This window comes from Coleofasciculus sp. E2-BRE-01, assembly GCF_040221695.1.
In the GTDB taxonomy this organism is placed as follows: domain Bacteria; phylum Cyanobacteriota; class Cyanobacteriia; order Cyanobacteriales; family Coleofasciculaceae; genus Coleofasciculus.
In genome coordinates this window covers 15,581-30,927 of sequence record NZ_JAVKEA010000246.1, presented here as the reverse complement: position 1 = coordinate 30,927, position 15,347 = coordinate 15,581, and the positions used below count along the sequence as shown (strand labels likewise).

Genomic DNA, 15,347 nt, shown 5'->3' with positions numbered 1-15,347 from the left:
TTAAATGGTTTATTTCCACGAACAGTTTTTACTCCGAATACTTCTTGAGCTATACAATTCTTCTCTTCCTTGTCTACTTTCCTTCCTTGTCTCCCTTGTCTTATCCCCACCCTAAAGTAAAAAACCTACACCTGTCAGCCCTCTTGTAGGGGGGAACGAGGGGGGTTGGGAGAAGGGGTTAGGGGATGAGGGGGAAATGTTGAGGAGTAGATAGACAAATCTCTACAGAGTTTTTGCAATTTGCAAGGGAAAGGGGATGGCGTTTCCCTGATTTGGTATTACACCCAGAAACTGTAGGGGCGCAAGGCTTGCGCCCTAAAGCGTGAACATCTGTTGTGTTCATTTGTCTATTGGACAAACCTCAAAAGCTAACTCATGGCGATAAAAACACACATTAAATTCCGCCAAAAAGTTTGTATGTCCCAGGATTACAGGCGCATCTCTTGATTGAGTCCAAGCAAATGCCAATAAGACAGGCGAAAACGGCATAACGATACCCGATACCACCAAGCCTCGTGCTTCGTGATCAGCTAAATTTCCACTTAACTGAATCGGAACAGTTTGCTCTTCCCAGACTGCCCCTAACTGTACACCAATCTCGTAAGGTAGAACATTGACACTTGCACCCGTGTCTACAAGTGCCATTACCTCGACAGTGCAGCTTCCATTGACAAGAATGATAGGCAAATATGGCATGACACTCGAAAGTCCAAGGCTATTTATGCGCTCAATGAACGGGAATCGTTGACCATTAAGCATTAGTTTCTCTCCGCGCCGCCACCAAAAGATCCGACAAGGCTTGAACACTTGCCTGATCTGCTTGAGGAGACCAGACAACGGCTTCTGTTGATGCCAATTGATTCAAAAGTGCATTAGCTGAATCACTATTGCCTACAGGTTCTAGGCTGCATCCTTCCTCTTTAGCAACGGCAAGAAGCAGAAAATGGATAAGTCGAAGTTTATCTTGATGAGAGAGTTGACTAACAGTGGGTAAAAGTTCGCTAAGAGACATATTGCTTATCTGAGAGGTTCAATACAGTTCTAGTCTAGTTGAAAGTAACCAAAGAGCGATATTGACATATCTTAGTTTGATATACCGTAGGGTGGGCATTGCCCACCAATCTTAAGCTGAATGTTGCTGACTTAAGCTGGGTTCGTAGTAGGCACGAAGCGTGCCAGAAGTGAAGACAGCACTTACTACAAACTCTAAAGTCAGTGCCATTTGTCTTAAGCTGTCACGCATTTAAATTGGGAATGGGTAGCGAGCAAGATGCTAATGGGTAGCGAGCAAGATGCTCGCACTACAACGATTTTGCCATTCTTGACATTATGGTTTAAATGCCGAACAGCTTAATTCAGTGCCATTCTTATGAGGTTGGAATTTCCCCTTCAAACGTCAGAAATCGCATCGGCTGGCGACACTCCACTCTTGACAGCGATGATACCGGGGAGGTATTCATCCATCATGTTCACATTGGTGTAAACCAACTGTTTGATGGTGTCTGAATCAAGCAAGTGATTTTTGACAGCCGTGCTAGTTTTGTAACGAATCTCCCCATCATCGAAATTTAACTCAAAATTGCCGATAATTATGCCATAATTGGCTCTCGATAGAAACTCTCCTACAGCTCGACGCTTAGATTTGGGAATTTTAATCGGGCATAAGCAGTAGAAGATAAACTGCTGCTGTGATTCTATCGCTTGGGCATAACAGTCGTATTGGTCATTTTTGCCCTTAAACGCTAGGCGTAAGACTGATTGTTTTTCTAGGTGGGCATAGTGCCAATTGTCTTCTGTGAAGAAATTGACGATGGCGGCAAAAATGGGTTGTGTTGAGGGAATGTCTTCAGGTGTCACATTGGGAGTTTTCCTGTAATTGCATCGCCAAAAGGCTAATCCAAGGGTTGATAGATTGCCAATTTAGTTGATTTTATATGTTACCCTTAAGAATTGTCATTGTTTTCTTTGAAGTTGACAATTTCTTCAGGGGCTGAATGAATTATTTTGATCACCTCTAAAGCCAAATCAGCCATTTCTTTAGCGCGGGGATCTGGCATTAATTTTAATTCGATTAACTCATTGAGTAGTTTAGCGGCTTGAATGCCAGATTTTAATAAGGCTTCTTGGTATTCTTGTTGTAAGGTTTTAGAGGGGGTGGGGGTTGGGTTTTGGTCGGTTTGATTTTGAATGTTGATATCTTCCATAATGTTCACTTATTGTAAATAGACTTTATCTCATAGAAGCAAACTCCAGAACTACCCTCCATACAAATGAAAGCCTACTTCAGCGCTATCTCGGCGGCTTACTTTGGCACGAGGATCAGGGATTAAAGTGTTTTAGCCCCAAGAGCAAACGTGCCAAATGGGGATGCTCCCTAGTTATGTTCTCTTTAGAAGATAATATCAAAGGGGTTAGCCAGGGATATTGGAGTATGAGTTGAGTACGTAATGGATCTTCAGTCTTGATATCAAACGATCCTCCTACAACTCCGTAAATTCCTATATCAGCACCAAACCCAACCTCCCTGTTTCCATCACTATCCGTGTCACCCCAATGACCACGTAAACCACCAACTCCAAACTTATCAAAACCATAACCTGCATTTAAGCCCATATCAAATGTTTGATCAACATCACTATTAGAGTTTCTAGTTCCAATTTCTCCTGACACTTCACCGAAGTTAAATCCTGGCAATTCAGCTGTAAAACCATCACTACCAATACTGAATTCAGTGCTAGCACTATTAGCATTTAAGCCACCGTTTAAGACGAATTCTGGTGGTAATCCTAACATCTTAGCTCCTAACTTAGCCAAGGCTAATTCGCCTTTTATTTGCTGATAGTCACCTTTTATACCCCATCGGGTATCGTTGTTTTGATTATTTGGACGTTCATTTTGCCAGCATCCAAAACTACCACTAAAAGTGTTGTTCTCTAAGCTGCCGTATTCGTTCTTCCCGTGGAAATTTCCTGCACCGGAATCTATGCAGCCTGCTTCGTTTTTCTTGACGAAGGCGTATTTAGTTGTTATACCTTCTTTTTCTGGTTCCTTGCCCCATTGGATGGGACGCAGGTTCGCCATATAAAATTCTTTTAAAACAGCCCAATACTTCGGCAGATTGAAAATAAATTTCTGAATCCAACTTTGCAGCTTACCCCACTGCTCCTGCACCCAATTCTTACCAGGCTGAATCAGATTATCATTCACCCAACCCGATAACGAACTAACTTTCTCTTGTACCCGACTCCCTAAATTCCCGAACTCGGTACTGATCACATCCCAGCCACCCTTTATCCCATCCTTTGCCTGTTGCAACAAATTCCGTCCCAACTCACCGGGATGCTGTACCCAATACTTCGCGCTAGAACCTTTATCCTTAACCCAATTCGCCGCACCTTGTCTCTTTTCACCAATCCAATTTTTGGCATCGCTTCCCTTTTGCTGCACCCAACTTGATGCACCTTGACTCTTCTCACCAATCCAATTTTTGGCATCGCTTCCCTTTTGCTGTACCCAACCCGATACACGTTGACTGGTGTCACCAACCCAACTAACCGCATCGCTTCCCTTCTCCTTAACAAAATTCGTCGCACTACTCCCTTTCTCCCCTAACCAACTCTTCGCACGACTTCCCTCTTGTTTCACCCAGTTAACTGCACTGCTACCTTGTTCACCTACCCAATTAACAACACTACTACTTTTCCCCTGAAGCCAACTCGTACCCTTACCTATCGCCCCACTTAAACCGGAAACGGCTCCATCTTTTGCCCCTTGAACACCCGAAATCAGGGAACCCACTTCGCCACCTAACCACTGGAGAATCGAGCTACCTGTATTACGGATACCCGACACAAAACTGCTGCCTTTTTGACTGAGTGTCGTTAATAAAGAATTGCTGGTTTGATTCAACCAACTCCCCGCACTCCCGGCTTTCTCACTAATCCAACTGCGAGCGCTATTGGATTTTTCAGTCATCCAATTTCCGGCTGAGGTGGCTTTCTCCCCGATCCAGTTTTTCGCACCATTGGCTTTTTCACCCATCCAACTCCCCGCCGCCTGTGCTTTATCGCCCATCCAGTTTCTCGCACCATTGGCTTTATCACCCATCCAATTTCCGGCTGAGGTAGCTTTCTCACCCATCCAATTTTTAGCACCATTGGCTTTCTCACCCATCCAATTTCCGGCTGAGGTAGCTTTCTCTCCTATCCAATTCCTCGCGCCATTAGTTTTCTCGTTAATCCAATTCCCGGCACTATTCGATTTGTCCTGAATCCAATTCTCGGTACTCTTCGATTTTTCCTTAACCCAATTCTCCGTACTATTAACCTTCTCGTCTACCCAACCTTTAGCACCCGTAAACGAGGATTGGAAGCCATTCCATTTTTCCGCCGCTTTACCCTGGAGAACTGCCCATTGTTCCTGCACCCAAGTATTCGCATTACTCAGCAATCCTTCTACCCAACTTGCCAATTCTCCCGCTTTTTGGCGGAGGGGTTCCCAGAGTGTCTGCGCCCATTGACTAAACTGTTGCCACTGTTGATCAATGCCTTGGGTAACTGGACTCACCTGAGCCATAAAATCAGTCCACGCCGCTTGTGCTTCGGCTTTAAGGGCTTGCCACTGTTGCTGGATATCCGCCGATGAACCCGCCTGATTATCGAGATTTTGAATCAATGCTTCGGCTTGACTCTGATAGCGTCCACAGAGTTGACTTGCCTGATTATCCAGAGATGTGACTGATGCCTCGGCATTCCCTTTTAATCCTGCCCAATTGCTTTCCAGTTCTGTGGTTAATTCACTCCCTTTCCCTTGAATTTCGGTTATCTTATTATTAACCTGATTCTCAATATCGGTCTTGGTATTCTCCGCCTCTTGTTCAAACCCTGCCTCATCCCCTTGTAATTCCTGCGCCTGAGTCTCGGCTTCAGTTTCTAGGTTATTTCCTTTGGCGGTGGCTTCAGTTTCTAGATCATTCCCTTTCGCCTGACTTTCGGCTTCTAGTTCCCCACCTTTTGTCTGGCTATCTGTTTCTAATTCTGACCCTTTGGTTTGACTGTCAGTTGTCAGGGTTTCCCCTTTCCCTTGACTTTCGGTTTGTAATTCACTCCCTTTTGTCTTCCCTTCTATATCAAGTTCAGAGGCTTTGGCTTGACTATCGGCATCAAGTTCTGAGGCTTTATTTTTCCCCTCTGCATCAACTTCAGAGGCTTTGGCTTGACTGTCGGCATCAAGTTCTGAGGCTTTATTTTTCCCCTCCGCATCAATTTCAGAGGCTTTTGATTGACTATCGGCATCAAGTTCTGAGGCTTTATTTTTCCCCTCCGCATCAACCTCAGAGGCTTTCCCTTTCCCCTGACTATCTATTTCTACACTCTTACCCTGCGCCTGACGATTCACCTCTGATTGTTTCGCCGCCGCATCTCCCTGAAGTTCACTCTGCTTCGCCGACGCATCCCCCCGCAAGCCGTCTAAAATCCCTCGCGCCCATTCAATCGGATTTTCTAGTTTTGCCTGAATAATGGTTGCTTGGGAGTCAGAGGTAGGGCTGATTCCCATCGGTTGACGCTGAATCAGTAAAGGTTGTACTGTCTCCTCTTCTTTCTCTTGTTCACAAGCAGCACAGGCGCGTTGAATGGTATCAGGTTCACTGGGTTGAGAAACTTCGACACTGGGCTTATCCTGAGTATCCGACGACTTCGCGATCGCATCTCCTCCGGCTACGGTTTCTGATTCGGGTGATTTGGGCGTTGGCGTCTCCTGAGTCTTGTCTCCCTTCGCCACCGATTGTTCGGGTTGCTTTTCCGTCTGAGGCGATTCCGATACAGGCTGGGGTTTAGCCGATTTCGGCGTCTGAGATACCTGTGCTGGCGTCGCTGAGGATTTAGCCTCTGTATCTGACGGTTTCTGTAGTTCTCCCTTACCCTGAGATGCAGGTGCAGTCTTAGGTTCAGCGCTTTTCACAGCGGGTGCGATCGCCTGAGAAATTGGCTCGGCTTCTGGTGGCTTTTCCGGTGTCTGAATGGCGGCTATTTGCGCTTGTGCCGATTGTAATGCCGTTTCCAGGGTTGTCTTCAAATCCCCATCCCCAGGTGTTGGTTCCGGCGCTGACGCTTCCTCATTGGTGACTTGGGCTTGCGCCATCTGCCAAGCTTCTGTTAAAGAGGGGGATTCCGCTTTCTCTGGCGCTGCTGTGGCGGGGGTTTCCTTCGCTGCTGCTTCAGTATTTGGAGAACTATCTGAAGTTTGGGCGTTTTCCTGGTTCGTTGGAGTGAGTGACGCCGTTTCCGTTGACTGTTCCGATGTGGATTCTGTTTTTGACTCAATCTCAGAGGATTCAGGTTCAGGTATTTTCTGATTCGGTTCAGCGATAGGGGGTTCTGGGGGTTTTGACTCCGGTTCGGCTACAGGTTCAGTCGCTGCGGATTCGGCTTCGGGTTGAGGCGTGGAACCTTCTGTCTCTGGTTTAGCTTCTTTGGTGGGTGCTGGGGTAGCTGGGGATTCAGTTGAATTATCTTGTGCTTTGGGTTTGGCTTCAGGTTTTGGCGCTGGCGCAATTTCAGGTTGAGTTTCAGTACCTTGTGCTTCCGGTTTCGCGTCTGTCGTGGGTGCTGGTTGAGGAGGCGGTTCTATTTTCCCTTGGGGTGGATTCGATGATTGGGGTTCAGCCGGAGCAGGTGTTTGTACCGCTTGAGTCTCTGTCTCTGTGACTAACGGCTTATCCACCTTGGCTTGTGCAACATCTGGTGAAATTTCCGTTAGCTGGGATTCTGCACCTGGGGCTGTTTGAGCATTAGGCGGTGGAAGTTCTTTAGCCGGAAGTGGCGGGGAATTCTTATCTAGAGATATTTGAGACGGATTTTTGTTGGATGTAGCTGGAGACTCTTGCTCCTCAATCGTCTTAGCTTGTAGCGTCGGAGTGAGGTTATCTCCCTGTAACGATAATGGGTTTTTATTCAAACCCCTAGCACTCGCTATATCAGCTTTCGCCTGAATGGTTCCTGTGTGTTTCTCTTCTTCCTCTTTCTTTTCCTGCTCACAGGTGGAACATGAGCGCTGAAACGTTTCTGGCTGACTCGATGGCTGAACGTTAAATCGATTTAATCCATTGAAGACAGAATGAGTTCTCTGTTCTATTTTGGGGTGATACTGTTCTAACCCATCCTGAAGTACATTCCTCTGCACCGGATGAGACTCTTTCCCCTGAGTGTTAACGGGAATATTCAGCAAGTTGGAACTCAAACGAGATGCTCTTTCCCGTTGAGCTTGTAAATTCGGTTTTTGGGATGGCTGTTTTCCACTGTCTGCTTCTGATGGTTCAGAAGAGGTGACAGCTTCTTCTTCTACTTCTTTCTCAAGGGATTCTGGATTCTGTGATACATTTTCTTCTGGAACTTCATCTCGCTGAATCGTCTCCTCTCCCTGCTCTGAAGTTGTCTCAGCCTCTGGCATTGACGGTGGTTCTTTTCCTGGAGTATTGACAGGAATATTCAGCAAATTGGAACTCAAACGAGATACTCTTTCGAGTTGAGCTTGTAAATTCGGTTTTTGGGATTGCTTTTTTCCACTGTCTGCTGCTGATGGTTCAGAAGAGGTGACAGCTTCTCCCTCTACTTCTTTCTCAGGGGATTCTGGATTCTGTGATAATTGAGCTTGTGAACCTTCCTGGCGCTGAACCGTTTCCTCTTCCTGACTCTCTGGCGCTTCAGCTTCTGAAACCTCTGGCTGTTGAGCGTTATCTTCTAACCCTGCATCAGTAGGCTTCTCCTGTACAGGTTGTGGGGGTGGGGTTTGAGGGACATTAACCGGGACATTAAGACCGTTGTAACCGACAAAGGCGGACTGATCCAGTTTCTGTTGTAAAAACGCCCTCTGTTCCTCCGGTGAGCGTCGCACCACAGGTTTCTGGGGTTTCGGAACTTTGAAACGGCGTCGCTGCAACGGATTCAGCTCGGACTTCCGACTCAAAGGTGAGAAATTTGGTTTGCGGATGGGTTCTCGGAAAGACATTACCAGAAGTTCCCCTGATTGACGCTGGTCTTTTCTGTCCCTCCCAGTCGGCGCGATCGCGTCTATGAGATGGGTAGCAGAAAATATCTCTAAGCATACCCCCAAACAGGCGATCGCACTTCACTCATCTTAGGAAAACTTAACCAACGTGCGATCGTTTTTTGAGAACAGGTAGCCGGGAACAGAGAACAGTAAGGGTTCAACGCTGATGTAATCTAGGTCTTTGCTCCCTTAAATAGCTAGGCGCTGGCACATCACTACGCGCATATACGTGCTGCTGCCATTTTTTTGTGTCTGGCTCATTTTCCCAGAAAAAAGTTCCTATATCACCAGAATATACCCAAACACGGTCATCCGCTCCCCACAAGAAATAGGTTGTATGACGTATATCAAATTGTTCAGATGATGTATACACAAGATTTTGCTCCTGATCTAATATTTTGAATTGTTGATAAGGAAGATCAGAAGTTCCATGGTTTTCTATCTAACTTAACCAACCTGCGATCGCGTCCAACCGAAGCTATACTGTTCGTGGTCACAAACTGAGCTTTTATCATGCAGAACTTAAAATGACATTAATCTGTCACTACCAGACAGATAACAATAATTTGTCTCCATGAGGCTAATCTCAAATGCGGACGAAAGGACTTGAACCTTCACACCTTACGGTACTAGAACCTAAATCTAGCGCGTCTGCCAATTCCGCCACGTCCGCGAGTCACTAGATAGCTATGATAGCAAAAACTTGACGATTTGGTTAACTGAGTTCGATATTTCAGCCGAACGCCCAATTCAACAGCAAAAAGTAGATGGCAGATGATTTATTCAAACTCGGTTGAATACCCCTCCAGAACACGGTAGAGACGTAGCCTGCTACGTCTCTACAATCCTGAAAGAACCAGGGTTATATCGGATTGGGATTTTAGTCCCCATCGTCATCGCCTAGGGGTTATTCTGCCTCGGTTGCGGTAAGGGTAGCGTAATCGTCACCGTACTTCCGGCTTCTGCTTGAGACTCTACCGCGATCGCACCACCTTGTACATCCACACAATGTTTAACCAGCATCAACCCTAAATGACTCCCCGTCATCTCATTACCCTGATGATTGGTGTCGAAGGCGCTGAAGAGAACTTTTTGCTCAGATTCCGGCATCCCACTGCCAAAATCGGGGATACGAAATACCATCTTCTCGTCTTGACACACCAATTCCAACTTGATCGGACTGTCCTCTGGTGCATATTGCCATGCACTAATTAGTAAATTTGTCAACATCCGACGCAACAATCGTTCATCACCTACGCCATAACAGGATTCTGAACCAACAAAACTAATCTGAGGTTTCGACGGTGTACGTTCCTGTAACTGGGTGATTAATCCTTGACACAACTGAGTTAAATCCAGTTTCGTGAGATTTAAACGCAGTTGCTTGGCTTCAATCTTTTTAATCAATAGCAGATCATTCAGGATTTGATTGATCCGTTGAGCATTTCCTTGGATGCGCTGGAGATAGTAAAGGGTGTTGTTCTCCGTGTCGGAATCGGGATTGTTTTCAAGGTATTTCGCATGGGAAAAAATTGTGTTCAGGGGATCACGGAGTTCTTTAGTAACCACGGAAGCCAATCGGTCAACATGGGATTTGAGTACCCGATATTCCGCTTCTTTTGCCATGGCTTCACTAGCGGCTACCCTCGCCTGTTTTTGTTCGCTCAAATCTTTAAACGTGATCACAACGGCACCGCCGTCTCCTTCAAGATGATCCAAGCGAGTCATTGTATACTCGTAATCCTTCACTCCCTCAACCGTGGTTAAGGTAATTTCGTCGGAGATAGATTGTCCTGTGGTTAAAACAATGTCCCGTTGAATATCCAACTGTTTCATCTGTTCAGAGGATAGCTTCAGATCATGCCAGGTTTTACCAATACAATCTTTTTGGCTAAGTCCCCACGCCTGAGCTGCGGGTTGATTCACATAGACATATTTGCCCGTGCGATCGCACACGAGAAAAAAGTCACTAGAATTGGAGAGAATCGTATTTAGTAGTTGTCCCAGTTGTTCGACTGAGGTATCTGGAGTTGCAGGAGGAGGGGGAACAGGAGACGTTTTCTCTGGCTGACTGGCTTGTTGTTTAACCGCTTGTTGCTGCTGAATCGCTTGTTGACGACGAATTGCCTCTTGTTGCTCGGCTTTCAGACGTTTTTGCTGACTAATATCCTCCAGGATACAAATCGCTGAAATGGAGTCGTCTGGAGTCTCCTGCACCAGCGCCACGGTAAGCCGTCCCCATTCAATGGTGCTATCGGGATGGTGGAAAGGCTTCTCCAATTGGTAGGAATGACGTTCACCCGCGATTAATTGGCGAAACATTGCCGATTCCATCCCTGGCTTATCTAAATTCATCCACCTCATCAAAGTGGGTGCTAATTCCTCAGCCGGACAACCAACCATTGCCTGAAGTTTGGGGTTATATTCGATCAGGTTCCCCTGATGATCTAGAAGTCCTAGACCGATAACCGTCCGATTCAGAATGGAACCAAACTGAGAATGAAGGTAAGATTGCATGGCATCTTTATAGCGCGCGATCGTCAAATCTTGTAACCGCCAGCGCAATCCAATCACCTGACCCGATGGATTTTGCACAGGCGCGACGGTTAGGGAAGCGAGGAACGAGGTATCACCACGGGGTTGAATCTGGACGGGCCAATTATTGATCGACTCCCCCTGTTGTAACTGACTCAATTTGTAATAAAAGTCACGTCGTTCTTGAGTGGCGACAAAAACAGCGAAGGATTTGCCCACCAGACGTTCTGGAGAAAAGTTCAGTGAATGGGCGGCGGCTTGATTTGCCTCAACAATGATCGCATCGGGATTAGTAACCAGGTAGCCATCGGGAGCAAACTCAAACAATTCCCGGTAACGCTGGCGTTCCGCTTCCAAGGCAATCTGGCTTTGGGCTAATTTATCATTTTGTTGGCGTAGTTCTCCGGCGGCAAATTGTAGTTCTTGCAGGGAATGGGACAGTTCGGTCAAACTCTCCAGTAATAAATGTTGCTGCTGGTTTGGCACGTTTTCCGTTTCAGAAGACTCCTGTACTGGCAATTTCAGTGATTCGTGTGCCTGTTGCCACAGCGTTTCGACTCGTCTGAGGGATAGGGTTATTTGTTGATCAAAGGTTTCTGCGGTCATCTTTTATACACAATAGCTGCACCCTGTTAACCTCCATATTTTCTACTATTGTTCCGGAGTTTGTGTTCAGCATTTTGACGGGGATACTGAAATTTCAGGGGGTAGAGAAGATGGGGGCAAAGGAGCGGAGGAGATAAGAGAGAATTGTCCCAATCACCAATACTGACATCAGACTAGAAGCCGCTCTTGAATTCCCGGTTCCCTGTTCCCTGTTCCCTGTTCCCTAACTCACCGAGGACATCAGACGTAGCTTGCTTCTCGCGCCCTTGAGTATGACCAATGACATAAGACTATTCATTAGCCTTAACCACCAATACCGAACAAGGGGCGTCAGCCACCACCTGACTACTCACCGAACCTTGCAAAATTCGCTTTACGCCTGTCAATCCACGAGTGCCAATCACAATTAAATCCGCGTGGTAAATATGGGCAAGGCGAATAATTTCTGCGGCGGGATCACCGTTAACAATTTGAATTTCACTGGAACAGGGGAGTTTGGATTGATACAGCTGCAGTTGCTGTTCGGTTTCTTGGTACAGGAACTCCTCCGAAGGGTGTGGACGATCAACAGGGATGTCCATGTCAGGGTCTTGAGGAGGCATGACATGGCACAAGATAATTTTGGTGGCTGATGTTATTTGTAGGTTATCTAGGGTCTCAATTAAGCGATAGGTTGGCTTTGAGCTGTCCAGAGCTACCAGAATCGTCTTTAGCACCAAAATTTCTCCTCATGAGTGATTACGAGCGATCGGCTCCCAGCAATAGGAATTCTCCCTCTTGATCAGAGGTTTTGTCTACTGGTTTGACAAAATGTCATTTGTCCTTGGTCATTTGTCATTTGTTAGGGAACAGGGAATAGGCAATCGGGAATGGGCAATGGGCAAAACCTCGACTTACCTCGACTTACTTCGGCTTCGCTCAGTAACACGCTCGGTAACACGCTCGGTGTGTCATGGGCAATAGGTAAGGTAGAGTTTTGAGTTAACTTCCCCAGCTTCCCCAGCTTCCCCAGCTTCCCCAGCTCCCCCAGCTCCCCCTAATCCGAATGCCTTTCGCCTTTGGTGCGTAAGCGCACGGAATCTGCATGAGAAGGTAATCCTTCGGCTTGTGCCAACACCTGAATCGCTCCTGCCATTTTATTCAGGGCGGTTGAGGAATATTGAATTAGACTCGAGTGCTTCATGAATGTCTCTACACCTAACGCCGAAGCGTAGCGGGCAGCACCAGAGGTGGGTAAGGTGTGATTGGGTCCGGCGATATAATCACCAACGGCTTCTGGGGTGGATGTTCCCAGGAAGATGGCACCCGCATGGCGGATTTGATTGAGTAAGTCCCAAGGTTCAGTAATTTCTAGTTCTAAGTGTTCGGGGGCAAATTCATTAGAGAGTTCGGCGGCTGTTTCCAGGGAATCGACGACGACAATCAAGCCATAATGCGCGATCGCTTTTTCGGTGAGTTCGCGTCGGGGATGATCCTGTAGTTGGTGTTCGACTTCGGCTTGCACGTTTTTTGCCAATGTCGAATCTGTCGTGATCAGAATTGCTGCTGCTAGGGGGTCATGTTCTGCCTGTGCTAATAAATCGGCGGCGACATAAACAGGATTGGCGTGACTATCGGCAATAATTAGTACCTCAGAAGGACCGGCAAGGGAATCAATGCCCACGGTTCCGTAGATGAGTTTCTTTGCCAGGGTGACGTAGATATTTCCTGGACCCGTAATTACATCTACCTTGGGAATGGTTTCGGTTCCATAAGCTAAAGCCGCGATCGCTTGGGCGCCGCCGACGCGGTAAATGTTGCTCACACCCGCTTCTTGGGCAGCGACGAGGACGGCTGGATTAATCTTTTGCTCCAAGCCCGGAGGTGTGACCATCACGACTTGAGGCACTTTTGCCACTTTTGCCGGAATCGCATTCATTAACACCGTACTCGGATACGCGGCTCGACCGCCAGGAACATAGAGTCCAGCGCGATCCACTGGCGTGTAGCGTTTGCCCAGAACCACCTCATCATCGCCAAACTGCACCCAAGATTTGGGAACGCGCTGTCGGTGAAAGGCTTCAATCTGCCGTGCTGCCAACTGAATCGCATCCAGGAGTTCCTTGGATACTTGCTGGTAGGCAGCATCCAGTTCTGAGCCACTGACACGCAGTTGGTCAGGGGTTAAACGTTGATGATCGAATTCTTCGGTATAGTGCAAGAGGGCTTTATCCCCTTGGCGTTTTACCGTCTGCAAGACTTCTCGCACCGTCGCCTCTTTGTGCATGATTCCATCGTGGGAGGTGCGATCGCAGATCCGCCGCAGTTCATTTTTTGCCTCAGCCTGCTGAGTGATTATTCGCAGCATGGAGTCGGAGTGCCTATCATGAGGTATTATCCGTGGGAGACTAGGATAGGAACAGAGAGTTCCCTGACCGGGAGTCCGTCCTTCCCTAGACTCTCTTCTCTAGCTTACCTGGATTTTTCTGGACTCGCGACACTTTTGACATAGATGTTATAGTAGTTGTTCTGGTATTTTGTAAATTAGAATCTGAAACCTTAGTTTTCCGGAAGATTTCTGTGGCTAATAGTAAGTCTGCTCTTAAACGTATCAAAATCGCTGAACGAAACCGAGTTCGCAATAAAAGCTATAAATCAGCGGTGAGAACGCTGATGAAAAAATATTTTGAGGCTGTCGAGGATTACGGCCGCCAGCCAAGTCCTGAATCGTTGCAGGATGTCAAAAATCGTATGTCTGCTGCTTACTCTAAGATAGACAAAGCGGTGAAGCGGGGCGTCCTGCACAGTAACAATGGTTCTCGTAAGAAATCCCGTCTGGTAAAGCAGCTCAAGAAGGTACAGGCTCAACTGAATCCCCCAGCGGCTGAAACATCGACGGCTGAAACGACAGAAGCAGGCAGTGTGGCGGAAAGATTTGAGCCGTTTAGTCCATGCCCCTGAATCTGGAGGAGCAATGTAGAAAATGTAGAGACGTGCCAGGGCACGTCTGGGAGCTGTGGGAGAGTTTAGCTAGTCAGTTATTTCTGCCGTTAGCTCACTGAGGCTGAGGCGGTTAAACACCCGCAAACTCTTATCCAGTAAGTTTGAGCGGATTTGAGCTTTTAGTCTAGGGTTTAACCCCTAGGCGGTAAGACGGGTGCAAGATGTGAGTGACACCCGATTTTAAGTGTGCTAACTCCCAAATAAGCTCTAAGCGTGGAAAAATGTTGGTTCATTGGGTTGGTCTTGGGTAAGAATTGAGCAGGAGAGGACAAACACAATGTCAATGCAGTTGATAGACACCCATGTTCATATCAACTTCGATGTCTTCGAGTCTGATCGAGAAGCGGTGCGCGATCGCTGGCGGGATGTCGGCGTCGTGCAGTTAGTGCATTCCTGTGTTGAACCTTCGGAGTTTTCCGGGATTCAGCAGTTAGCGGATCAATTCCCCGAACTGTCTTTCGCTGTCGGCTTACATCCCCTAGATGCCCACAAATGGACGCCCCAAATGGCGGATCAAATTCGCGCCTTAGCAGGTTCTGATGCCCGAGTTGTGGCAATTGGGGAAATGGGGTTAGATTTCTACAAAGCCGAAAACCAAGACCAGCAAAAGCAGGTATTCGCTGCACAACTTGCGATCGCCCATCAGCTTAACTTACCCGTGATTATTCACTGTCGCGACGCCGCCGCCGATCTTCGTGATCAGGTTAAGCAGTTTTGTCAAGAGGTGGGACCCATTCGGGGTGTGATGCATTGTTGGGGGGGAACGCCTGAGGAGACTCAGTGGTTTTTGGATCTAGGCTTTTATATTAGCTTCAGTGGTATTGTCACCTTTAAAAACGCCACAGCCATCAAAGAATCAGCCACCCTAGTGCCAAGCGATCGCCTGCTGATTGAAACAGATTGCCCGTTCCTCGCCCCCGTACCCAAACGGGGGAAGCGCAATGAACCCGCTAACGTGTACCATGTTGCCGATTGTGTTGCCAAACTGCGGCAGATTCCCCTAGAAACCTTGGCAGAAGAAACCACCCAGAATGCCTGTCGGCTGTTTAATCTAAGCCTGCCGAGTGCCTCTAGTAACTAGCTAGAGGAATGCGATCGCCAGCCGTTAACCAGTCTATTTGATCAGCTCGGCGAAGGGGTCAAAAAGAGGATTAATAGGGCAACCTATTAATTTT

General features: G+C 47.2%; 10 protein-coding genes and 1 tRNA gene. 2 read left to right on the top strand and 9 right to left on the bottom strand.

The features are described from left to right. Positions 1 to 339: 339 nt before the first annotated feature. The 9 genes from RIG66_RS33455 to hisD form a co-directional block, all read right to left on the bottom strand. Positions 340 to 759 carry a hypothetical protein gene (locus RIG66_RS33455; protein WP_446384370.1) on the bottom strand — a complete coding sequence of 140 codons (420 nt, stop codon included), beginning with the start codon at positions 757 to 759 and terminating at the stop codon, positions 340 to 342. Beyond that, a complete protein-coding gene (locus RIG66_RS33450) occupies positions 752 to 1,012 on the bottom strand; it encodes a hypothetical protein (RefSeq protein WP_446339680.1) in 261 nt (86 codons plus the stop codon). The genes RIG66_RS33455 and RIG66_RS33450 overlap by 8 nt, the downstream gene beginning before the upstream one ends. A gap of 377 nt (positions 1,013 to 1,389) precedes the next feature. Continuing rightward, positions 1,390 to 1,857: a YbjN domain-containing protein gene (locus tag RIG66_RS33445; RefSeq protein ID WP_446384368.1), complete on the bottom strand. Its 468-nt coding sequence runs from the start codon at positions 1,855 to 1,857 to the stop codon at positions 1,390 to 1,392. An 86-nt stretch (positions 1,858 to 1,943) separates the two neighbouring features. Beyond that, on the bottom strand, positions 1,944 to 2,204 hold the full coding sequence (locus RIG66_RS33440; RefSeq protein WP_446384366.1) for a hypothetical protein: 261 nt from the start codon (positions 2,202 to 2,204) through the stop codon (positions 1,944 to 1,946). 115 nt (positions 2,205 to 2,319) lie between these two features. Then, positions 2,320 to 8,007: a hypothetical protein gene (locus RIG66_RS33435; RefSeq protein ID WP_446384364.1), complete on the bottom strand. Its 5,688-nt coding sequence runs from the start codon at positions 8,005 to 8,007 to the stop codon at positions 2,320 to 2,322. Between the two features lie 633 nt (positions 8,008 to 8,640). Then, a tRNA-Leu gene (locus tag RIG66_RS33430) sits at positions 8,641 to 8,722 on the bottom strand. A gap of 227 nt (positions 8,723 to 8,949) precedes the next feature. Then, positions 8,950 to 11,190 (bottom strand): PAS domain-containing sensor histidine kinase, encoded by a 2,241-nt coding sequence (locus RIG66_RS33425; RefSeq protein ID WP_446384362.1) that lies wholly within the window; start codon positions 11,188 to 11,190, stop codon positions 8,950 to 8,952. Positions 11,191 to 11,480: 290 nt separating this feature from the next. Further along, positions 11,481 to 11,906: a universal stress protein gene (locus tag RIG66_RS33420; RefSeq protein WP_446384360.1), complete on the bottom strand. Its 426-nt coding sequence runs from the start codon at positions 11,904 to 11,906 to the stop codon at positions 11,481 to 11,483. 320 nt (positions 11,907 to 12,226) lie between these two features. Next, entirely contained in the window at positions 12,227 to 13,537 is a 1,311-nt protein-coding gene (gene hisD / locus RIG66_RS33415; RefSeq protein WP_446384358.1) for a histidinol dehydrogenase, read from the bottom strand. Between the two features lie 212 nt (positions 13,538 to 13,749). On the opposite strand from hisD, the gene rpsT reads away from it, so the two are divergent. Together rpsT and RIG66_RS33405 are read left to right on the top strand one after the other, a co-directional pair. Beyond that, complete coding sequence (gene rpsT, locus RIG66_RS33410; protein ID WP_446384356.1) at positions 13,750 to 14,130, top strand: 30S ribosomal protein S20; 381 nt, start codon at positions 13,750 to 13,752, stop codon at positions 14,128 to 14,130. Between the two features lie 325 nt (positions 14,131 to 14,455). After that, positions 14,456 to 15,253, top strand: coding sequence for a TatD family hydrolase (locus tag RIG66_RS33405; RefSeq protein WP_446384374.1), 798 nt, complete (start codon positions 14,456 to 14,458; stop codon positions 15,251 to 15,253). The last annotated feature ends 94 nt before the right edge of the window (positions 15,254 to 15,347 follow it).